Genomic DNA, 22,685 nt, shown 5'->3' on the forward strand with positions numbered 1-22,685 from the left:
AGGCTACGACCGACGGGGCGATCGCGCGCCCGGTCCGGTGCCCGGCCGTGGAGACAGGTCGGTAGGCTGGTCACGTTTGCCCCCGGCACACCGGTGGGTCGTTTTCGCGTGAGAGCAGGCAGGGACTGTGGCTGAGTTCATCTACACTATGAAGAAGGTGCGTAAGGCGCACGGCGACAAGGTCATTCTCGACGATGTCACGATGTCGTTCTACCCGGGCGCGAAGATCGGCGTCGTCGGTCCGAACGGTGCGGGTAAGTCGTCGATCCTCAAGATCATGGCCGGTCTGGACCAGCCGTCGAACGGTGAGGCCTTCCTGGACCCGGAGGCCACCGTCGGCATCCTGATGCAGGAGCCGCAGCTCGACGAGACCAAGACGGTCAAGGAGAACGTCGAGGACGGACTCGGCCAGACCATGGTCAACCTGCGCCGCTACAACGAGGTCGCCGAGCTCATGGCCACCGATTACAGCGACGAGCTGATGGAGGAGATGGGCAAGCTGCAGGAGCAGCTGGACGCCGTCGACGCCTGGGACGTGGACTCGCAGATCGAGCAGGCCATGGACGCGCTGCGCTGCCCGCCGGGGGACTCGACCGTCGAGCACCTCTCCGGCGGTGAGAAGCGCCGCGTCGCGCTGTGCAAGCTCCTGCTCAGCAAGCCCGACCTGCTGCTGCTCGACGAGCCCACCAACCACCTCGACGCCGAGTCGGTGCTGTGGCTCGAGCAGCACCTCGCGAACTACCCGGGCGCCGTGCTGGCCGTGACCCACGACCGGTATTTCCTCGATCACGTCGCGCAGTGGATCTGCGAGGTCGACCGCGGCAAGCTGCACCCGTACGAGGGCAACTACTCCACCTACCTGGAGAAGAAGGCCGAGCGCCTCGAGGTGCAGGGCAAGAAGGACCAGAAGCTGCAGAAGCGCCTCAAGGAGGAGCTCGCCTGGGTGCGCTCGGGCGCGAAGGCCCGGCAGACCAAGAACAAGGCCCGTCTTGAGCGCTACGAGGAGATGGCGGCCGAGGCCGAGAAGCACCGCAAGCTGGACTTCGAGGAGATCCAGATCCCGACGCCGCCGCGGCTGGGCAACGTCGTCGTCGAGGTCAAGAACCTGGACAAGGGCTTCGACGGCCGCGTGCTGATCAAGGACCTGAGCTTCACGCTGCCGCGCAACGGCATCGTCGGCGTGATCGGACCGAACGGCGTCGGTAAGACGACCCTGTTCAAGACCATCGTCGGCCTCGAGGACCCGGACTCGGGCGAGGTGAAGGTGGGCGACACCGTCAAGCTGAGCTACGTCGACCAGAACCGCGCCAACATCGACCCGAAGAAGACCGTCTTCCAGGTGGTCTCGGACGGGCTCGACTACATCACCGTCGGCCAGAACGAGATGCCGGCCCGCGCATACGTGAGCGCCTTCGGGTTCAAGGGCCCGGACCAGCAGAAGCCCTCCGAGGTCCTCTCCGGCGGTGAGCGCAACCGCCTGAACCTGGCGCTGACCCTCAAGGAGGGCGGCAACCTGATCCTCCTCGACGAGCCGACCAACGACCTCGACGTGGAGACCCTCTCCAGCCTGGAGAACGCCCTGCAGCAGTTCCCCGGCTGCGCCGTGGTGATCTCCCACGACCGCTGGTTCCTCGACCGGACCTGCACTCACATCCTGGCGTGGGAGGGCAATGTCGAAGAGGGCCAGTGGTTCTGGTTCGAGGGCAACTTCGAGGCCTACGAGGCCAACAAGATCGAGCGGCTCGGTGCTGAGGCGGCCCGTCCCCACGCGGTGACGCACCGCAAGCTCACCCGCGACTGATCGCCGCCGCGGAACGACGACGCCCCCGGCCCGCGCCGGGGGCGTCGTCGCGCATTACCCGCCCGTAGGCATCGTCCCGGTCGTAGTGTGGTGCCCGGAGCTCACCGGCTCCGTCACACCTTGGCAACGGCGCCGCGTGCTGACCCCGGCATTTGGCGTGCCCGCTGCCACGATCCCCGCAGGAGGAGCACGCCCGTGGCCCAGTCCGGACAAGATCCGTCCGTCTTCACTCGCGTCGCGTCGGTGGTGTCCGCGCAGCCGCCCGGAAGGTCACCGTCGGACTTCGTGACCTGGTTGTCCGAGGACAACGCCAGGATCCTCGGAGCGCGGGTCGACGGTGCCGGGACCGGCGTGCTCGCCGACCCGGAACCGAACCTGCAGGCCGTGATCGACGTGATGCCCGCACCCGAGCCGGGCGCCGTCTCCGTGGTGGAGCTCGCGCAGCCGCTCGGCGACGCGGCGGGATCCCCCTTCCTGCTGGCCGCAGCACCCGCGGACGGTGGCCCGGTGGAGCTGTTCGCGATGGCGCTGACCGTACTCGGCCTGCACCACAACGTCTTCGGCATCCCCATGGTCGGGGCGAAGATCGAGCGCGTGCTCGCGCGGATCGGCGTGGACCGGACCGACTCGGTGAACCAGCGGCTCATGGAGTACATCCAGACCTACCCGCGCCTGCGCCTCATCGTCGCCGACGAGGACGAGCTGGCCCGCGTCTTCGGCACTCTGCGCGACCTCGGCGACGACGACCTCGCGCTGTTCCTCCGCACCGACAAGCTGGCCCGGTTCGCGCGCGCCCTCGTCTACCTGCCGCGCGACCGGTACACCTCGCGGGCGCGGGGCGTCCTGATCGACGTTCTCGAGGACGAGACCGGCATGCACGTCGACCGGTTCACCGCCCGGGTGACCGAGTCGGCGATCGCGCGCATCCAGTTCGTGCTGCTCCCGCGCGGGGAGGACGCCGTCCCCGTCTTCCGGTCGTCCGACGAGGCCCGGATCCGGGCCCGGCTCGGCGACGTCAGTCGTACCTGGGACGAGGACGTCCTGTCGGCCGCCGCTGCCGCGGGCGTCGACGCCGCCGTCGTCTCCGCCTACCTTCCGGGCATCTCGCCCAATTACAAGGAGGACCAGACCCCCGAGACGGCGCTGCTCGACATCCACCGGATCGCCGCGCTGCCCGAGAAGGGCAGCGACCTCGTCTTCTACGACCCGCCGGCCGGCCGCGGCGCGAACCTCGGGTTCAGCATGTACATGACCGGCGGCCAGGTCACCCTGTCCCAGGTCCTGCCGGTGCTGCAGTCCCTCGGTGTCGACGTGCTGGACGAGCGGCCCTACACCGTCCGGCGGCCCGACGGTGCCCTGTGCTCCGTCTACGACTTCGGCCTCCGGGTCTCGCCGGTGCTGCGTGCGGCGGCCACCGAGGGCGTCGCGGACGCCGATCTGCCCGCGCACCTCGACCGGTTGCGCGGCCTGGCGAGCGCCGGCGCGGCCGCGGTGTGGCGCGGCGAGGCCGAGGTGGACAAGTTCAACGAGTTGATCTTCGCCTTCGGCCTGGACTGGCGCCGGGTGGCGCTGCTGCGCGCCATCGGGCAGTACCTGCGGCAGTGCGGGTTCCCGTACAGCCCCGGCCACATGGCGCAGGTGCTCCTCGAGCACCGCGACGCCGTGCTCGCCCTCATCCGGCTGTGGACCGCCACCTTCGACCCGATCGCCGCCGACACGGACGCGGCGGACGCCGCCGAGGCCGACCTGGCCACCGCCTTCGCCGCGGTCACGAGCCTCGACGCGGACCGCATCCTGCAGGCCTACCTGCACGTCGTCCAGGCCACCGTCCGCACGAACTTCTACGCGGACAAGCCCGTCATCGCCATCAAGCTGGAGCCGGGCCGCATCCCCGAGGCCCCCAAGCCCCGCCCGCGGTTCGAGATCTTCGTCTACTCGCCGCGCGTGGAGGGCGTGCACCTGCGCTTCGGCATGGTGGCCCGCGGCGGCCTGCGCTGGTCGGACCGCCGGGAGGACTTCCGCACCGAGATCCTCGGCCTGGTCAAGGCCCAGGCCGTGAAGAACGCAGTGATCGTGCCCGTCGGTGCCAAGGGCGGCTTCGTCGTCAAGCAGCCGCCCGAGGTCACGGGGGACGCGGCCGCCGACCGGGACGCGCAGCGCGCCGAGGGGGTCGCCTGCTACCGCATGTTCATCTCCGGGCTCCTCGACGTGACCGACAATCTCGGGCCCGACGGTGCCGTGCTCCCGCCCGAGCGGGTCGTGCGGCGCGATGGCGACGACACCTACCTCGTCGTCGCCGCGGACAAGGGCACCGCGTCCTTCTCCGACATCGCCAACGACGTCGCGGCGGGGTACGGCTTCTGGCTCGGCGACGCCTTCGCCTCCGGCGGGTCCGAGGGCTACGACCACAAGGGCATGGGGATCACCGCCCGCGGCGCGTGGGAGTCGGTGAAGATGCACTTCCGCGAGATGGGCGTCGACACCCAGTCCGAGGACTTCACCGCGGTCGGCGTGGGCGACATGAGCGGCGACGTCTTCGGCAACGGCATGCTGCTCTCCGAGCACATCCGGCTGGTCGCCGCGTTCGACCACCGCGACATCTTCCTCGACCCGAACCCCGACGCCGCGGTGGGCTTCGCCGAGCGGCGACGCCTGTTCGACCTGCCGCGCTCGTCCTGGAAGGACTACGACACGAGCAGGATCAGCGAGGGCGGCGGCGTCTTCAGTCGCGAGGCCAAGTCGGTGCCGATCAGCCCGCAGGTCCGCGCAGCCCTCGGCCTGGCCGACGACGTCACGGAGCTGACCCCGCCCGAGCTCATGCGGGCGGTGCTGCTGGCCCCCGTCGACCTGCTGTGGAACGGCGGCATCGGCACGTACATCAAGGCCTCGTCCGAGACGAACCTCGACGTCGGCGACCGCGCCAACGACGCGATCCGCGTCGACGGGAACGAGGTGCGCGCCAAGGTGGTCGGCGAGGGCGGCAACCTGGGCGTCACGCCGCTCGGGCGGATCGAGTTCGACCGCAGCGGCGGCCGGATCAACACCGACGCCATGGACAACTCGGCGGGCGTGGACTGCTCGGACCACGAGGTGAACATCAAGATCCTGCTGGACCAGCAGATCGCGGCCGGCGCCATCGAGGCCGGCGAGCGGCACGATCTGCTGGTCTCGATGACCGACGACGTCTCGCGCCTGGTGCTGGCGGACAACGTCTCGCAGAACACCGCGCTCTCGGTCGAGCGGTCGCTCGCCCCGAAGATGGTGGACGTGCACGCGCGCATCCTGGCGGACCTGTCCCGCAACCGCGGCGTGGACCTGCGGCTGGAGGCCCTGCCGACCCGCAAGGAGACCGACCGGCTGCAGGCCGCGGGTCTGGGGCTCAGCTCGCCGGAGCTGGCGAACCTCATGGCGCACGTCAAGCTCGCCGTCAAGGACGACGTCCTCTCCGGGGACCTGCCGGACAACGACGTGCTCGTCGCACAGCTGCCCGAGTACTTCCCGGACCGGCTGCGCGAGCGCGCCGGCGATGCGGTCTTCGCGCACCCCCTGCGCCGCGAGATCGTCGCGACCCAGACGGTCAACGAGATGGTCGACAACGCGGGCGTCAGCTACGTCTACCGGCTCGCGGAGGAGACGGGCGCCGTCGCCTCCGACGCCGTGCGCGCCTTCGTGGCGGTGAGCCGGGTGTTCGACCTGCCCCGGACGTGGGCGGCGCTCAAGGAGCTGCCCGTCTCGGCGCGGGAGACCGCCGCGCTGCTCTCGGAGAGCCGCCGGGTCCTCGACCGCGGCGCCCGGTGGATGCTCACCAACCGGCCGCAGCCCCTCGCGATCGGCGCCGAGGTCAACCGGTACGCCGACCGGATCGCGGCGATGACCGCGGCGATGGGCGACTGGGAGATCCGCTACGACGCGCAGGCGAGTGCCACCGCGGCCGATGCGATCGCGGCGGGCGTGCCGGAGGAGTTGGCGCAGTCGGTGAGCCGGGCTCTGTACCGGTTCAGCCTCCTCGACGTGGTCGACATCGCCGACATCAGCGAGCGCGAGGACGACGAGGTGGGCCGGCTGTACTTCGCGATCATGCAGCACCTGCGGATCGACGAGATGCTGGGCGCGGTGGCCGGCCTGCCCCGCGGCGACCGGTGGAGCGAGATGGCGCGGCTCGCGCTCCGGGACGATCTGTACGGCGCCCTGCGCGGGCTCACCGTCGAGGTGCTCAACTTCACCGATCCCGCGCAGCCGGCCACGCAGAAGATCGGCGACTGGGCCTCGCACAACGCGCGGCGGCTCGAACGCGTCGGAGCGCTGCTCGGCGAGATCCTCGACCCGGCCGACGGGAAGAGCCCGATCGCCAATGACGAGTCGCGGCTGTCGGTGGCGACCCGCGCCCTGCGGTCGCTGCTGCGCCACGTGGGCTGAGCCCACCGCGACATCCGGACCGGGCGCGCACAGCGTCCGGTCCGGACACCTTTTCACACCCATCTACCTGCGGCGACGCGATCCAGTGATTGCCGGTGCCCCCGAGGCGACGTTGACTTCGTTTCCGGGTACCGGACGGTGCCCGCGCACCGATCACCATCACAGGAAGGCTTCACCATGCAGGATCTGATCGACTTCGATGCCGTCGAGATCATCGACTTCGAGTCCGCTGCCGAGGTGCCCACCCTCGGCGCCTCGCAGGGCTGGATCTGCTGTTCCTCCTCGAGCTCGTCGTCCTGCTGCTGACCCACGGCGGCAGCGCGCGGCCGCGAGTCCGCACCGCGTCCGGCGGCCGCGCGCACCCGAGGACCATCGATGGAGTCGTGATGCATTCCGTGACCGTCCGCCTCGAGGCGGAGGCGCCGCCGGCCGCCCTGGCGCGCCTGTTCGCCCCGATCTCGCAGTGGCTCGCCGCCGAGTACGGCGCCTTCGACCACCAGATCGCGACCGCGCGGCCGGGCCGCGAGGTGCGCCTCGATCTCGTGCCACCCGCGGCGCACGCCGGCACCGTCGTCCCCGCCGTCGAAGCCTTCCTGCGCGCCGAGACGGCCGGCGGGACGGACGGCGCCGTCGAGGTCACCGAGTCCGGGCGCGCGCTCGACCCGCTCGCCGTGCGCTGCACCGCGCCGCTGCTCGCCGCCGCGGCCGAGCGCCCCGGCGAGTCACCGTTGGCGCACGCCGTGCGCGCGCTCCTCGCCGCCACCGACCTGCACCCGGCGGGTGCGGAGCGCGGCCTGGTGTCGCTGCTGTCGCACTACGAGGGCCTGCGGCACGCCGTGCTGTCGGCCGCCGAGCTGACCACCGGGGTCGAGCGCTGGACGGACTCGCACACCGAGTGGCTCGACGCGCTGGCGGGCGACCCGCTCACCGGAGCCTGGCGGTCCGCCCTGCACTGGTGCGCGGGGCACGCCCACCCGGACGGGACCGGGGCGGACGGCGCGAGCACCGACGGCGGAACCGCCGCCGATCCCGCCGCGGGTGCGATCAGCGACTTCCACCACCGGGTGCTGCCCCTGGTGGGGGACTACCGCGAGCCCTGGTTCGAGGGCTACCGCGCCGTGCTGGGCGGCCTGTACGAGCGGGTGCTCCCGCCGCTGGGCGTCGGAGTGCGGCTGCGCGCCGCCGCGGCCGGCGTCGTGGTCGAGCACGCTCGCCGTCGCGGCTGGACCGACCGCGGCCTGTTCGACGTCTTCGACCCCGGCCGGCGGAGACGCACGATCGAGTCGTACCGCGGGCACGTCCACGACGCCTCCGTGCTCGTGGCCCGCATACCGGAGGAAGGGAGAACCGCATGAAGCACGAGGTGGCCGTCGCCTACACCGTGGCACTGGCCGTGATGCTGTTCCTGCTCAACACCGCCTACCTGAGCCTGCAGGGGGCCGGGACGGCCTGGTTCGTGCTGGCCGTGCTCGCGACGATCGTCGTCGCCGCCGCGACGCTGGCGCAGTGGCTGCGGCCCACCCGGCGCCGCGCGGTGCCCGCAGGCGCCGGGGACCGCGTGAACCTGGTCTGGATCGTGGTCTTCGAGGCCGCCGCGATGGGCGCGGGCAACTCGTACGTACTGCGCCACGACGCCGACCCCGGCTGGATGGTCGTGTGGTCCACGGCGGTGGTCGCCGTGCACTTCGTGGCGATGGCCTGGTCCAAGAGCAATCCCGGGTACGGCGCGATCGCGGCGCTGATCGGCCTGGGCGCGCTCGGCGGCGTCGTCGCGGGGTCCGGCCCGGCGCTCAGCGCCATCCCGATCACCGTCCTGTTCCTCGCGCTGGCCGTCTCGATCGCGGTGTCCGACCTGCGCAGCCGGGGCGCCGCCCGCAGGGCGCCCGCACCGGTCTCCGGGGCGCGGTGATGCGGACACCGTTCCCCGGGATCGTCGTCGCGCGGTGGAACACCGTCGCGCCGTGGACCCCTGCGGCCACGGGCGTCGCCCAGTGGACCCTCCGCCGCCGGACCGCGGCGCACACCGTCGACGCTGCCCGCCGGCGCGTCTCGGACCTGCTGTTCGAGGCCGCCGGCGCGCTGCCCGCCGGTGATCCGGAGCGGGACCGCCTCATCGGGGTGCGCCGCCGCGTCCGCGCCGGCCGGGCACTTCCCGACGGTGCGCCCCTCCCGGAATCCGTGCGAGCCGCGGCGGCCGCGCTCGCGGGCGCCGAGGCGCTCCTGCGCGAGCTCGACGACCGGCTCGCCGGGCTCATCGTCCCCGCCCTGGCCGCCGAGCGCGACGTGCTGCTGCAGACGCTCGCGCATCCCGCGCTCCGCGAATCCGCGGTGCTGCAGTCCCCGGACCTCGCCGCGGCGGTGACCGCGTACGTCGACGAGGGGGGTGCCGCCTCCGGCTCGCGCCGCAGGTCCGAGCGCCGGCTGCTCGATTACGCCTACCGCAGCATGCTGCGCACCACGCCCCACGGGCGGCTGACCGCGGTGTCCGTGATCCCGGAGGGGCATTCGTCTGCCGCGGGCGGGGACGACGGTGTCGACCAAGAGCCGCGCACCGTCGCACACCTCGACTTCCACCTGCAGGACGAGCTGCGCGCGGCGGCGCGCGCCGACCGGACCTCGACGGTGCGCGCGGCCGCCAGCTGCCACCGCCTGCCGGACAGCGGCGTGGTGCGCTTCACCCGCGTGGTGGGCGGCCGACCGCAGCGCGTCACCGTCGCCGAGACGGCCCTCGTACGGGACCTGCTCGCGCTCGCCGAGCTCGGGCCGGTCCGCCCCGCGACCCTCGTCGAGCACCTCGCCGCCGCGGGCCACGGCGAGCCCGCGGCGCTGTCCGCGACCGTCGCGTCGAGCGTGCGCAACGGGCTGCTGGTGCCCGCCGCCGACTCGGCCGCGGAGCCCTTCGCCGACTCGTTCGCGCCCGGAACGCCGCTCGGCGAGCTCTGTGCCCGCGTCGCCGCATCGTCCGGCGAGGCCCGCTGCGCGGCGCTGCGCGAGGCGAGCACCGCGGTCTCCGACCGGGCCGCCGCCCTCGGCCAACCGCTGCGTCCGGTGTTCTACGAGGACGCGCTCGGGACCCCCGCCCAGGCCCCCACCGTGCCGGACGACCTGCACGACCGGCTGCGTCCCGCCCTGCGGGCCTGCGCGGTCTTCGACCGCAACCTCGACCTGCGGCTGATCTCGGCCGCGCTGGTCGCGGCCCGCGCCGGCGACGGCCCGATGCGCGTCGTGGGCGGCGCCCGTGCGGTGGTCGAGCAGGCGTACACGGTGCTCAGCCTCGTGACCTCGCGCGCGCTGCCCGAGCGGGAGCTGCGCCGGCTGGTCTCCGCGGACTACGCCGAGCTGGTGCGTTTCCGCCGGCGGATCGAGCAGGAGGTGGCGGCCGCCGCCGAGGGCGACCCCGACGAGATCGTCTTCGAGGCAGGGTGGATCGACGACCTGCTCGCCGCGGCACCGCCCGCCGCGCGCACGGTGACGGACGCGGGGTACGCCGCGTACGCCCAGGTCGACGGCGCTCGGCTCGTGCTGGGCGATGCCTACGCGGGCTCGGGCGCGATGCTGGCGCGGTTCCTGCACCCGGAGATCGAGGAGCACGCCGTCGCGATCGGCCAGTTGCGGGAGGCGATCGCCGGCTGGACACCACGGGTGATCCAGGACGCCGACCTGCACGGTCTGTCCGTGAACCGGGTACCGCGCCTCACCGGCGGATTGATGACCGCCGAGACCTGGCGTGGGCTCACTGCGCGGGTGCGGGCGGACGGGCTCGGGCTGGAATTCCGCGCGGCCGACGGCGAGCCCGTTGCGCCGCTGGTCTTCGGCGCGGGCATGCCGGAGCGGCACCCGCACTGCGCCCGTCTCGTCTCGTGGAACCTGCTGGGCGGGCGGCTGGTGCGGACGCCTCTGCACGCCGTGCACGCGGCGCACCGCGCCGAGCCCGGCCACCGGCGCAGCCCGCGCCTGGTGATCGGCGACGTCGTCGTCGCGCGGCAGCGGTGGACCGGGGTCGCGGAGCTGCGCGACACGGTGCGCGACGCCGGGCGCGACGCCGCGTCGAGGTTCCGCGCCTACACCGCGCTGGCCGATCGCGAGGGGCTGCCCCGGGCGGCCTTCGTCAAACGCGACCCCCTCGTGCGTCCCCTCGAGGCGGGCGCGAAACCGCTGTTCGTGGACGGTGCGAGCGTGCTGTCGGTGACCAGCCTGCCCGAGCGGCTCGGCGACGTCGGCCGCTACACCCACATCGAGGAGTGCCTGCCGCTTGCGGAGCCGGGGCACCGCGTCGCCGAGTTCGTCGCGCACGTGGGTCTGGAGGAGTCATGAGCGCCGCGCGGTACCTGCTCCGCCCCGGCGTGCACGCCGCGGCGGTGCCCGGGCGCGGCGTCTACTTCGGGGGCGGCACCCGCAGGTTCTTTCTCGACGTGCCGCATGGGGTGGTCGAGCTCTTCCGCCGCCACGAGCCGGCGCTTCTCGCGGGCGCGACCGAGGCCGAGCTGGCGGCGCGCGCCGAGGCGGAGGGCGACCGCCCGGAGACGCTGCTGGGCCTGGTCCGCGCCCTGACGGGCCAGGACCTGGCGCGCAGAGTGTCCGTCGCGACCGCGCGCCTGCACGACGAACTGGCCCCGTTCACCGAGCGGCATCCGGGGATCGCCGCCGAGCTGCGCTCCGGGCACCGGCGTCCCGAGGAGGAGCTGGCCTGGCTGCGCGATGCCGCGCGGGCCCGGATCTCCGCCGCCGATCGGGCGGGCGAGGTCGTCGCGCGCACCCTCGCCGAGTGCGGCATCGCGGCCGACCGCATCCGCAGCCTGCCCGCGGCGGACGGTGCGGAGCGGATCGTCGTGGAGGTCTTCGACGACGCCGGTGGCCGGATCGGCCACGGCGTCGCCGATCTCGCCGGAGTCCCCGTCGTGGTGCACGGCGCCGTGGGCGCCGCCGCCGGTCCCGCGGCCGCACGCCGCGCGCGGGGGCGGCACCTCGCCGAACGGCCGGAGCGGGACGGCGAGCACGACCACATCACCGAGCCCGTGCGCCGGGCCGCCGGCGGGCTCGCCGCGGCCGCCGCGATCCGCGCCGCCACCGGTCTGCAGGTGCGGTCGCTCGGCCTGCTCACCCCCGTGCCGCTCACGTACCAGCGGGTCGACCTGACCGCGCCCGACGGCACCGTCGAGGGCCTCGTTGCCGGCCATGCGCCGGCCCGCCCCGACGGCGCCGATCCGCTGCTCGTGCCCGTCCGGCTGGCCGACGGGGCCGACCTGCCGCAGCTGCCGTATCACTGCGCCGCCGCCCGACCGCTGGACGCCGACCGGCACGCGCTCGTGGGCTTCGGCGGGGAGCCCGCGCAGGCCGCCGTCGACGCGCTGCTGGCCGCGTACCGTCGCCACGCCGAACACGGCGCGGGGGAGTCGGAGGGCCGGGGCTACGCGGGACGCACCGGAGCCCACGCCCGGCTCGACGGCTATCTGCGCGCCCTGCCGTACCGCCCGGCCGAGCGCGTCGGGTACGCGGGCCTCGACCTGCCTACGCGCAGGCTTTGGCTCGACGCCGAGCACCGCGCCGGTGCGGCGCCCCGGATCGCGGTCGGGGAGGCCGCGCCGGGCTGGTTCCTGGCGGAGGCCGCGCCGGGCGACGGTCCGCGGGAGGGCGCGTACGGGCGCACCGCGGCCGAGGCGGTGTACTGCCTGCTCGCCGCGGCGCGGCTGCGGGCCCTGGTGGGCGATCTCGCCGCGCGCTACCGGGTGCCCGGACTCGCCACCACCCCGGTCTCGGCGCTGGCGCCCGAGGACGCGGACCGCGCGGCCGACGCCCTGGCAGCGCTCCCGGCGCTCGCGAGGATCGAGCTCGTTCCCGCGCAGGACGATCCGCTGTACGGGCCGCTCCCGATCGCCTGCGGGACGATGCGATGAGCGCGCCGGCGGTGACGCGCACGCGCGTGCCGGACACGATCGTCGGCACCGCAGCGGCCGAGCTGGACGCCCGCTGCCGGGCCGCGGGCGGGCCGGTGCTCCCCGTGCTGCGGGACGGCGGGACGACGGTGATCGGCCCCCTGTACGACGGCACCGACGGCCCGTGCCTGCTCTGCTTCGAGTACCGCCGCCGGCTGCGTTCGGATGCGCCGCACCTCACCCACCCGGCGGTGCGGCTCGGGGGAGGCGTGCCCGGGTCCGACGAGGCCGCGCTGCGCGAGCTCGTGCTGCGCACCTGGGACGGCGAACCGGCCGCCGACGCCTCGCGCACCGTCGTGGTCATCGACGGGGCGGGCGTCCACCGGCACCGGCTGTGGCGGTCGGTGGGCTGCTACCGCGGCCACGACGACGGCGCGCCCGCTGCGGTGCCGGCCACCGACGGTCCGGACCTGACCCTCCTGCGCGGTGACCGGTTCTCCGGCACGGCCGCCCGCAGCGCCTTCGTGCGCAGCCTGGTGGACCCGCTGGTCGGCCCCGTCACGGGCGTCGGCCGGGTCACCGACGCGGCTGCGGCGATGTCGGCGGCCGTGCTGCCGCAGTCGCGGAACGTGGGCTACGGGCGCGGCGCGCGTTACGGCGACGCCGACTTCATCGCCGTGATGGAGGCGTGGGAGCGCATGTGCGGCCACCCCTTCGACGGTGCGCGCGTCCTGACCGGCGCGCAGCTCCCGGCGGGCGCGAGGGTCTTCGGCGAGGCCGAACTGGGCGGCTACCACCCGGAGCAGCTGGCCGATGCGGGCAGCCGGATCGACCCGGGCGCGGAGGAGCTGTGGGTGGCCGCGCACACTCTCGACGGTACCGAGACCGCCTACGTCCCGGCGGAGGTGGCGTTCTACAACTTCACGCCGCGGTACGGGGCGGACTACCACGGCGCGCGGCGCGGCGCGGCCGGAGCGGGCCCCGCGCGGACGGTGCGCTACGACGAGTCGTCGAGCGGGACGGCGCTGGGCTCGACCTTCGAGGAGGCGGCGGTGCACGCGCTGTGCGAGGTGCTCGAACGCGACGCCTTCCTGCGCTTCTGGTACGGGAGCGCCGAATGCGAACGGCTGCTGGCCGATCCGGCGGACGACGAATCGGCGCTGCTGCGCGAGCGGATCGCGCTGGCCGGCTTCCGCTGCGAGCTGGTGCGGCTGCCCGGCCCGACGGCGCTGCCGACGGTGGGGGCGTTCGCCTTCCACCGCACCGGCGGATACCCCTTCGTGCTGTGCGCCGCGGGCAGCGGGCCGCGCTGGGCGGACGCCGTGCGCTCGGCGCTGTGGGAACTGGTGAACCTCGCCGCCGCGCCGCGGCCGCGGTCCGCGGCCGAGACCGCACGCCGGCTCCCGGACCGCTGGGCGGTCCGCACGATCGAGGATCACGTGGACTTCGCCGCCCTGCCCGAGAACGGGCGCGCCGTCGCGGCCAAGTGCCGCGGGCCGCGCGTGGCGGCCGCCCGGCTGCCGGACCTGGACGCGGGGGTCCCCGCGGCCCGCCGCGGCCCCGCCGGCCACGTGATCGCCGCGCTCGCCGCGCAGCTGGCGGAAGCCGGTCTCGGCGCGCCCCACTTCGTGGACCAGTCCAACCTCGAGCTGCGCGACCAGGGTCTGCACGCCGCCAAGTGCGTGGTGCCGGGCGCGCTGTCCATGACCTTCGGGACCGCGCACCAGCGCGTACGCGGCCTCGAGACCCTGCGCGGCCTGGGCCGCGCCGACCTGCTGGAGGGGTGCGCGAGGCTCGCGCCCCACCCGTTCCCGTGAGGAGGACAGATCCCGTGACGACAGCCCTGTACCCCGATCTGGACCGGCTGTGGCGGCTGGGCCCGGGGAAGTCGGCCGCGGTCGCGCCGGTGACGCCCGGACCCGAGACGGACTCGTCGGGCGGCCTCGGCCTGCGCCCCGCCGGGCCGGCCGACGCGGCGCCGATGGACGCCGTCAGCGCGGTGCTCGCGGACCTGCCCTACCCCTCGCGGGCGGCAGCGGTGGCAGGTGACGCGGCCGCGGTGATCGGCGCCGCGCTGCGCGTGCACCGTCTGGAGCCCTCGGGCGAGTACGCCTTCCACGCCGCGCACCCGTCCGTGCGCGCGAAGTACCCGGTGGTGGTGCGCGACCGGCACCGCGGGCTCGTCTTCGATCCGTGGTCGTGGCAGTGGTGCACCGATCCGGCCGGTGCGACCGGCGGCGGCCCCCGGTTCCGGCTGCAGGTGCGCACCGGGCACCTCCCGCAGTTCTACGGCGACCTGCGCCCGATCCTCGCCGATCTCGAGCAGGGCGTCACGCTGCGTCACCTCGCGACGGTGGCCGGCGCCGTCGGCCTGCGCCTCACCGTCGGCACCGACCCCGCGGACGCCGACGGATCCGGCCTCGGCTTCGACCTGGCCCCCGACGTCGCCGGCCCCGACCGGACGGACGGCTGCGCGCGCGATGCACCCACGTGGGGCCGGGTGCTAGGCCGGCGCAGCGCCGGGCGCATGCCGCGCGGCCTGCCGGGCGCCTACCTGGCGGCCTCGCCCGGCCTCCCCGCCGCGGCCCTCGCCGCGCTCCGCGCCGCCCCCGGCGCCGCAGGATCCGGCCCGGGTCCGGCCGACGTCGCGGTCCACGTACTGCACCGGCGGGGCGAGCTCTGGTACCGCGCCGACGGTGCCCCGCTCGCGCCCGCGGCGATGGCGGAGGTCCTCGCCTCGCACGGGCTGCCCAACGCGCCGCGCAACGGCGCCTACCTGGAGCGGGCCGAGCTGCTCGCGTTCGCGACGGCCGACCCCGCTGCCGTCGCCGCCGACCATGGGCCGGACGCGGTACGGCTGTCCCTGGTCCGGGCGGGGTGGCTCGTCCAGGGACTGTCGTACCCCGCCGCCGCGTGCGGGCGGGTGTGCCGGCCCACGCGCAGCTTCGACGATCCCGCCGTCACCTCGCTGCTGGGGCGGCCCCGCCGGGAGCACGTGCTGCTCGCCGCGGTCGTCGGCGTCTCGCCCGTCGCCGGGATCGAGGTGCCGCTGTGATGCGCTCACGTCCGGCGGTCGCGGTCGATGACCGCGGGCCCGACTCCGGGACCGACCTCGGGATCACTGCCGTGCACCTGCACCTGCGCTACTTCGACCCCGTGCTCGAGGACCGTGCCGTGGCGGTGCTGGCGCGCGAGCTGCCGGTCGCCGAGTGGTTCTACCTCCGGTACTGGCAGCGGGGTCCGCACCTGCGGGTGCGCGCGCTCACCCCGGCCGCGGACGAGCGGCTGTGGCCCGCCGCGGTGCGGGCCGCGGCCGTCGCCGAGCGGGCGGCCCGCCCCGGCCACGCGCTCGACCAGGCCGGGTACGCGCGCGCCGTCGCCGAGACCGCCGCGGCGGGCGAGGCCGGGCGGTCGCTCGACGTGCTCCCGCTCCTGGCACCGGGCTGCTACCCGCGGACCTACGTCCCCGAGTTCGACAGGTACGGCGGACCGTCCGCCTATCCGGCCGTTCTCGCGTACTTCGCGATCTCCACGGGCCGTGCCGCGGCGATGATCGGCCGCGGCGTCTCGGGCGTGGCCGCCACGGGCGTCTCCGCGAACCACCGGCTCAGCGCCTCGCTCGACGAGGTGCTCCGGTTCGCCATGGACGTGACGTCCGAGTGGGGGAGCGACGAGGCGCTGCGGATGCTCGAGGAGGGGCACCGCTTCTGGTCCGGCCGGACGGCGTCGCCGGGCGCCCCGGGGCCGCAGGTGGTGGCCCGGGCCCGCGGTGTGCTGGAGCGGCTGGCGCGCGAGCGCATCGCGGGCCCCGTCCGCCGCGGGTATCGCGGGGCGCCGTCACTGGCGCGCGCACTCGGCGGCCTGCCCCCGCTGCGGCGCGCGCGGGTCCTGGTATCGGCGCTGCACACCCACGCCAACCGGCTCGGATGCGGGGGACCCGGAGAGGCCCTCGTCTACGCGATCGCCCTGGAGGCGATGAAGGAGTGGGACCGATGAAGTACGGCGTGTCCTTCCTGCCTGACGTCGGGCCGGACGCGGTGTCCGGCGCCGAGTACTACCGCCGGGCGCTCGCGCTGAGTGAGGAGGCGGAGCGCCGCGGTCTCGAGTACGTGAAGATGACCGAGCACTACCTGCACCCCTACGGCGGGTACTGCCCAAGCCCCCTCGGCTTCCTCTCCGCAGTGGCCGCGCGCACCCACCGGATCCGCCTCATGACCGGGTGCGTTCTGCCCGTCTTCCACCACCCCGTGCAGCTGGCCTCCGAGGCGGCGCAGCTCGACGCGATCAGCGGCGGCCGGGCCGAGGTGGGCTTCGCCCGCGCCTACCTGCCGTACGAGTTCGACTGCTTCGGCGTCGATCTCACCGGCAGCCGGGCCCGCTTCGACGAGACCGTGGCCGCCGTGATCGACCTGTGGGAGCACACCGGGGTCACCCGCCGCAGCGAGTTCTTCGACCTGCAGGACGCCACGGTCCTGCCCCGCCCGACCGCGGAGCGCGGCATCCCGTCGTTGATCGCGGCCGTGCGCACCCCCGAGAGCTTCCGCCGGATCGGGGAGAACGGGCACGGTCTGCTGGTGACGCCGGGCGGCCTGGAGGCGCCGGCCGAGCTGGTGCGGCTCTACCGGGAGGCCTTCACGCCGCGGCGCGCGGCCGTGCCCGAACCGCGTGTGGTGGTGAGCCTGCCGCTGCTGGTGAGCGACCGGGAGGAGGACGTCGACGCGGCGGACGCCGCGCTCGCGCGGTACCTGCGGGTGTGGACGGACGCCGTCTCGGCGTGGGACCGCCGCTCGTCGGCGGACTACCCGAGCTACACCGGCATGGCGCGCTACCTCGAGATGATGAGCGGCACCCAGCTGCGGCTGTCGGGGTCGGCGGTCGTCGGCACCCCCGACGAGGTGGCGGCCCAGATCGTCGAGACCGACGAGCGGTTCGGCGGCCTCGACGGGATCCTCTGGCAGCTCGACTACGGCGACCTGCCGGAGCCGCTCGCCCTGCGCAGCCTCGAGCTGTTCGCCGAGCGGGTTCGGCCGCGCCTTCCCGAACACCTGCGATGAACCACCTGCGATGAACCGACCGATGAGGGAGACAGAGATGGACGATCCGCTGATCATCACCGGGGTCTCGATGGACCGCGGCGGCCGCACCGTGATCGACGGCGTGGGTTTCCGGGTGCGTCCCGGCGAGGTGGTGGCCCTGCTCGGCTCGAACGGTGCCGGCAAGACCACGCTGGTCGACGGGATCCTCGGGGTCACCCCGCTCGCCGCCGGCACCGTCGCGATCCACGGTGAGCCGCCCGCCCGGGCGCGGGAGCGGCGCACCGTCGCCGCCTGCCTGCAGGACGGCGGGCTCCCGCACGACCTGTCGGTGTCCGACGCGGTGCGGTACTACGCGGCCGTCGCGGGCACGGACTTCGACGGTCCCCGGCTGCTCGCCCGGTTCGGGCTGGCCGCGGTGGCGGACCGGAAGGTCGCGGTGCTCTCGGGCGGCGAGCGGCGCCGGCTGCAGGTGGCGCTCGCGACCGCCTCCGATGCGGGGCTGCTGATCCTCGACGAGCCGACGGCCGCGCTGGACGTGGACGCGCGCGCCGTGATCTGGACCGAGCTGGTGCAGCACGTCGCCTTCGGCACCGGGGCGCTGCTGTTCACCACCCACCTGGTGGAGGAGGCGGAGCGGTACGCCGACCGGGTCGTCTTCCTGCAGGACGGCACCGTCGCGCACGACGAGGCGACGGGCGCGCTGCGCGAGCGCGTCGCGGGGCTCGTGGTGGTGCGGGCGCGCAGCGTCGTCGGCGCGACGGAACTCCCGGACCTGCCCGCCGCGGAGCTCACCCGGATGCGCGGTGGCATGCTCGAGTGCCACACCCGGGCGGGTGCTGCGGCGGCGTCCGTGCTGGCCGCCGACCCGCGGTTCACCGCCGTGCAGGCGGCCCCCGCCACGCTCGAGGACGTGCTCTTCGGACGGCACCGCACGGAAGGAGCAGCGGCATGACCGACTCGACCATCGGCGCGCCGGCGCGCCCGGCCCCCCGCGGCCGGTTCACCACCTGGGTCCGGCTGGACCTGCTGCGGGCGGCCCGCGATGCGCGGTTCCTCGCGTTCTCCGTGGCGCTGCCGGTGCTGATGTTCCTGGTCTTCGGCCTGCGCGACGACGTGCGCGAGTACCGCTACCCGGGCGGCAACGCGACGGCCTACGTGATGATCTCCATGGCGGTGTTCGCCGCGGCGATGTCGGCCACGGCGGCCGCGGCGCGGATCGCCACCGAGCGGTGGCAGGGATGGGTGCGCCAGCTGCAGGTGCTGCAGCCCTCGCTGCACCGGTACGTCGCGGTGCGGGTCACGGTCGCGATGGTCCAGTCGCTGGCCGCGGTGGTGGCGATGTTCGTCGTGGGCGCCGGGCTCGGGGCACGGGGCGACGTGGCGATGTGGGTGCTCTCGCCGCTGCTCGCCTGGGCGTCCTCGGCGGTCTTCGCCGCGGCCGGCATCGCGATCGGCCTGCGCATGCGCTCGCAGAACGCCATGCAGATCGCCGGCCCGGGGCTCGCGCTGCTCGCGGCCGCCGGCGGCCTGTTCGTGCCCATCGACTCGGGCCCGTTCGCGGTCTTCTCCCGGTTCACGCCCATGTACGGGATGGGGGCGCTCGCGCACCTGCCGCTCACGCACGGCGATGCGACGGTGCCGCTGATCAACACCGCCGTGTGGGCGGCGGTCGCGGCCGGGGCAGCGCTGTGGTCGGCGCGGGGCCTGGACAGCCGCGCCGTCGTCTGACCGGGCGATGTCCCGTCGCGGCGTCACAGGGACTTGCCCGTCGTGGCCGGCGGCTCCTACCCTGCTTACCTGTGCGAACGAGCGATGCGGCGGCGCCGTGCGGGACGTCGTTCTCCGCCGCGCTACGGGAGCTGTTCGTACTCGCGGGGAGCCCGTCGCTGCGGACCACGGCCGAGAAGATCGGCACCGTCCGCGGCACCCGCATCTCCGCGCAGCGGATCTCCGACTGGCGCAACGCCAACCACCTGCCGAGGGACTTCGCCACGATCGAGCCGCTGCTGCTGTGGCTGACCGTGCGGGCCCGTGACGCCGGTGGCGACGGCCCCGTCCTCTCCATCGCCGACTGGCGCAGGCTGTGGGCCGCGGCCCGCGACGGCGCCGCTGCCGACGACCCGATCACCGAGCCGTACCCCGGCGCGGCGCCGATGACGTCCGCCGCGGCGGGCCGGTTCCGGGGTCGCGGCGCGGAGACCGAGGCCCTCGCGCGGATGGTCGAGGAGTGCCGCGACGCGCCGCCGGCCGAGCGCATCGTGCTCGTCACGGGCCCGTCGGGGGCGGGCAAGTCGTCGCTGCTGGCCGCGGGGCTCGGCGCGGACCCGGAGCGGATCGAGGTGCTCGACGACGCCGGCGCCCTCCTGGCGGCGGGGGCGGACGAGGCGGCGGCGGCGCTCGCGGAGCTCGTCGACCGGCTGTCCGCGACGGACTCCACGGCGGTCCTCGCGGTGCGGTCGGACCAGCGCGCGCTCCTCGAGCGCCACGCGGTCCTCGCCGCCGCGCTCGAGGACCGCGAACTGCGGCTCGGCCCGCCCACGACCACCGGCCTGCGCGAGGCCTGCACCGAACCCGCCCGCCTGGCCGGCGCGCGGACCGACCCCGGGCTCGCGGACCTCCTCATCGCCGACACCGGGCTGGCTGCGGCCGCCGGGGCCGGCGGTGAGCCCGAGGCGGGCGATGCGGCGGGCGCCGACGACCTCCGCGCGGGCCGGCTGCCGCTGTTCGCGTACTGCCTGCGCGAGCTGTGGGACCGGCACGACGGCAGCAGGATCACGCTGCAGGACTACCGCGAGGCCGGGGGAGCGGCGGCCATGATCGCGGGCCTCGCCGAATCGGCGTGGGCGGACCTTCCGCCCGCCCGGGCCGAGGCGGCCCGCGGCGTGCTCCTGTCGATGGTCGCCATCGCGGTCGGCGACGGCGAGTGCGGCGCGGCCGGGGGCTTCCTCCGGCGCCGGCGCCGCTACGACGACGTGGTCGAGGCGGCCGGCGGGGCAGAGGTCGTCGAGGAGCTGGTGCGGCGTCGCATCCTGGTGGCGGGGCTCGCCGACGGGCGCCGGGTGCTGGAGATCGCGCACGACGCGGTGATCACGAGCTGGCCGCGGATGACCGGCTGGCTTGCGGAGGGCGCCGTCGCGATCGGGCAGCGCGACATCGTGATCCACGCCGCGCAGCGCTGGGCGGCGGCGGGACGCGCACCGGGGCTGCTGTACTCGGCCGCGCAGCTCGCGGCGTCGGGCCAGGAGGAGGGCGGCGCGGGCGAGGCGATCCTGCCGGGCGCGGCGCGCGAGTTCCTCGCGCGGTCCCGGCGCGCGGCGCGGCACACCCGACGCCGTCGCCGGGCCGTCGCCGCCGTCGCGGTGGCGCTGGTCGCGGGCCTCGCCGCGCTCACGGCCCTCGCCGTGGACGACCGCAACGAGCTGCTGGCCGACCGGAGGGCCGCGGACTACACCCGGATCTCCGGCGTGAGTGGCGGGCTCCTCGAGGCCGATCCCGCTGTGGCGGGGCGCCTGGCCGTGGCGGCGCGCGGGCTCGCCCCCGGCGACCCCGCGGGGGCCGGGCGCGTGCTGACGGCCACCCTTCGCCCGCTCACCGGCGTGACCGAAGCGCACACCGGCCCCGTCTACGGCGTCGCTTTCGCCCCCGACGGCCGCACGCTGGCCACCGCCGGCAACGACGGCACCGTCCGGCTGTTCGCGCGCGCCGGCGACACCGGGCTGCGCCCGCTCGGCGTGCTCGCCGGGTTCGGCGGCTTCGTCACCGCGGTCTCTTTCCCGGCCCCCGGCGTGCTGCTGGCCGCGGACGGGACGGGGACCGTCAGCAGGTGGGACGTGCACGATCCGGGGAGCCCGCGCCGGACCGGCGGCGTCACGGTCGGACGTGGCGCCGCGTACGACGTCGCACCCACCGCCGACGGTGTGCTGGTGGCGGCACCGTCGGACGACGGCACCGTCACCCTGCTCGACCCCCGCGGCCCCGATCTGCACCCCGCCGGGATCGCCCGGGTCGACGGCGAGCCCCTGCGCGCGGTCGCCGTCTCGCCCGTCGCGCCGCTGATCGCCACCGGGGGCGAGCGCGGCGCCGTGACCCTGTGGGACATCGCCGATCCCGCGGCGCCCCGAAAGATTGGTACGCCCGTACCGGAGCTGGGGGCGACGGTGCATGCGCTCGCCTTCAGCCCCGACGGCACGCGGCTCGCGGTGACCGGCGACGGCGGCGACACCCTGCTCGTGGATCTCACCGGTCCGGCGGGGGCGCCCGCTCGCACGGTGCGTCTGGCCGCCAGCGCCGGGGTGTCGTGGTCGGTGCGGTTCGCGCGCGAGGGGGACCGCCTGCTGCTGGTCCGCGCGGCGGAGGGACAGTTGCAGCGCTGGGACGTGACCGCGCCCGGCGACCCGGTTCCGCGTGAGCCCCTGCCGCAGGGCACGGGCGCGGACCGCCGCGTGGTGGCGGCCGCGGTCGCGCCGGACGGCGCGGTCGCCGCAGGGGCGGCCGACGGCACCGTCCGGTTGTGGCCGGCCGCCGAACCGGGCCCGCGCCAGGAGGGCGGGATCGCCCGCGCCGCCGTCGCCGACGCGCCGTCGGGCTGGGTGGCGGCCACCTCCGGCCGCGCGGATCCCGTGGTGCGGCTGTGGCGCGCCGACGGCGCGGGCCGCCCGCGGGAGGCCGGCGCCGTGCCGCTCGACCGGCCCGGGGCGCGCGTCGCCCTGCGCCCCGACGGTTCCGTGCTCGCGACCGCGCGCGCCGGTTCCGGCCGGATCGACCTGTGGGACACCACGGATCTGCACCGGCTGGCGTCGATCCCCGTCGGGACGCGGTACACCGACGCGCTGGCCTTCACTCCGGACGGCCGGTGGCTGGTGAGCGGTGCCACCGACAGCTCGCTCGGTGCGTGGCGCGTGCCGGACCCGGGCCGGCCTCCGGGCGGCGAGCCCGAGCGCCGGGACCTCGGCGGCTGGCCGTCCGCGCTGATCACCTCGCTGGCCGTCTCCGCCGACCGCATCGCGGTGGGCACCGACGACGGACGGGTGCGGCTCGCCGCCCTCGACGGCGGGGCGCCGGTGGACATCGGCCGGGCGGGCGGCCCGGTGGCGGCGCTCGCCTTCGCGGGTCCCGATCGACTGCTGGTGGGTGCCGAGAACGCCGAGCTCTGGCGGGCCGACGGCGCCGCGTCCCGCCGCACGGACACGCTGCTGGGCGGCCCCGTCCTGGCCGCGGCGCTGCGCGCCGACGGCACCGTCGTGCTGACGACCGAGCGCGACGGCGTGACCATCGGGCAGGTGCGCGGCGACAGCCTGCGGCCCGTGACGACGGGGATCGGGGCGGGGATCAGGCTGCGCCCGTGGGCCGCGGAGGTCGACGGTGCCGCCGGCCCGCGGCTGCTGGTCTTCGACCGGGCGTCCGGCGCGCCCCGGCTGGTCGACCCCGATCCCGGTGCGGCGGCCGCAGTGGTGTGCGCGCGAACGCCCGGCGCGCTCGAGCCGCACCGCTGGGAGCGGCTGCTGCCCGGTGTGGCACCGGTCCCCGGCTGCTGAGCCCGCGGGCCCCGCCGTCGGCTAG

General features: G+C 75.3%; 14 protein-coding genes. All 14 read left to right on the forward strand.

Features of this window, described 5'->3' with window-relative positions:
- The first annotated feature begins 127 nt into the window (after positions 1–127).
- The 14 genes from ettA (at position 128) to AC21LY_RS11960 (ending at position 22,660) form a co-directional block, all read left to right on the forward strand.
- The gene (ettA, locus tag AC21LY_RS11895; RefSeq protein ID WP_489046678.1) at positions 128–1,801 is read left to right on the forward strand and encodes an energy-dependent translational throttle protein EttA; all 1,674 of its coding nucleotides are present in this window, start codon (positions 128–130) and stop codon (positions 1,799–1,801) included.
- 195 nt (positions 1,802–1,996) lie between these two features.
- On the forward strand, positions 1,997–6,217 hold the full coding sequence (locus AC21LY_RS11900; protein ID WP_489046679.1) for an NAD-glutamate dehydrogenase: 4,221 nt from the start codon (positions 1,997–1,999) through the stop codon (positions 6,215–6,217).
- Between the two features lie 177 nt (positions 6,218–6,394).
- Positions 6,395–6,523 (forward strand): thiopeptide-type bacteriocin, encoded by a 129-nt coding sequence (locus AC21LY_RS11905; RefSeq protein ID WP_489046680.1) that lies wholly within the window; start codon positions 6,395–6,397, stop codon positions 6,521–6,523.
- A gap of 80 nt (positions 6,524–6,603) precedes the next feature.
- Positions 6,604–7,572, forward strand: a complete 969-nt coding sequence (locus AC21LY_RS11910) for a hypothetical protein (RefSeq protein WP_489046681.1) — start codon at positions 6,604–6,606, stop codon at positions 7,570–7,572.
- Positions 7,569–8,126: a hypothetical protein gene (locus tag AC21LY_RS11915; protein WP_489046682.1), complete on the forward strand. Its 558-nt coding sequence runs from the start codon at positions 7,569–7,571 to the stop codon at positions 8,124–8,126. The genes AC21LY_RS11910 and AC21LY_RS11915 overlap by 4 nt, the downstream gene beginning before the upstream one ends.
- Positions 8,126–10,531, forward strand: a complete 2,406-nt coding sequence (locus tag AC21LY_RS11920; protein ID WP_489046683.1) for a lantibiotic dehydratase — start codon at positions 8,126–8,128, stop codon at positions 10,529–10,531. The genes AC21LY_RS11915 and AC21LY_RS11920 overlap by 1 nt, the downstream gene beginning before the upstream one ends.
- Entirely contained in the window at positions 10,528–12,111 is a 1,584-nt protein-coding gene (locus tag AC21LY_RS11925) for a hypothetical protein (RefSeq protein ID WP_489046684.1), read from the forward strand. The genes AC21LY_RS11920 and AC21LY_RS11925 overlap by 4 nt, the downstream gene beginning before the upstream one ends.
- Positions 12,108–13,907 carry a YcaO-like family protein gene (locus tag AC21LY_RS11930; RefSeq protein ID WP_489046685.1) on the forward strand — a complete coding sequence of 600 codons (1,800 nt, stop codon included), beginning with the start codon at positions 12,108–12,110 and terminating at the stop codon, positions 13,905–13,907. Before AC21LY_RS11925 ends, AC21LY_RS11930 begins: the two co-directional genes overlap by 4 nt.
- A 14-nt stretch (positions 13,908–13,921) precedes the next feature.
- Positions 13,922–15,145, forward strand: coding sequence for a hypothetical protein (locus AC21LY_RS11935; protein WP_489046687.1), 1,224 nt, complete (start codon positions 13,922–13,924; stop codon positions 15,143–15,145).
- Complete coding sequence (locus tag AC21LY_RS11940) at positions 15,145–16,086, forward strand: lantibiotic dehydratase C-terminal domain-containing protein (protein WP_489046688.1); 942 nt, start codon at positions 15,145–15,147, stop codon at positions 16,084–16,086. The genes AC21LY_RS11935 and AC21LY_RS11940 overlap by 1 nt, the downstream gene beginning before the upstream one ends.
- Positions 16,083–17,144, forward strand: coding sequence for an LLM class flavin-dependent oxidoreductase (locus tag AC21LY_RS11945; RefSeq protein WP_489046689.1), 1,062 nt, complete (start codon positions 16,083–16,085; stop codon positions 17,142–17,144). The genes AC21LY_RS11940 and AC21LY_RS11945 overlap by 4 nt, the downstream gene beginning before the upstream one ends.
- A 22-nt stretch (positions 17,145–17,166) precedes the next feature.
- A complete protein-coding gene (locus tag AC21LY_RS11950) occupies positions 17,167–18,078 on the forward strand; it encodes an ABC transporter ATP-binding protein (RefSeq protein ID WP_489046690.1) in 912 nt (303 codons plus the stop codon).
- Complete coding sequence (locus AC21LY_RS11955) at positions 18,075–18,854, forward strand: ABC transporter permease (protein WP_489046691.1); 780 nt, start codon at positions 18,075–18,077, stop codon at positions 18,852–18,854. Before AC21LY_RS11950 ends, AC21LY_RS11955 begins: the two co-directional genes overlap by 4 nt.
- Positions 18,855–18,925: 71 nt before the next feature.
- Positions 18,926–22,660 carry an nSTAND1 domain-containing NTPase gene (locus AC21LY_RS11960; protein WP_489046692.1) on the forward strand — a complete coding sequence of 1,245 codons (3,735 nt, stop codon included), beginning with the start codon at positions 18,926–18,928 and terminating at the stop codon, positions 22,658–22,660.
- The last annotated feature ends 25 nt before the right edge of the window (positions 22,661–22,685 follow it).

The sequence above is a fragment of the Tsukamurella sp. II2bb genome (assembly GCF_057815145.1).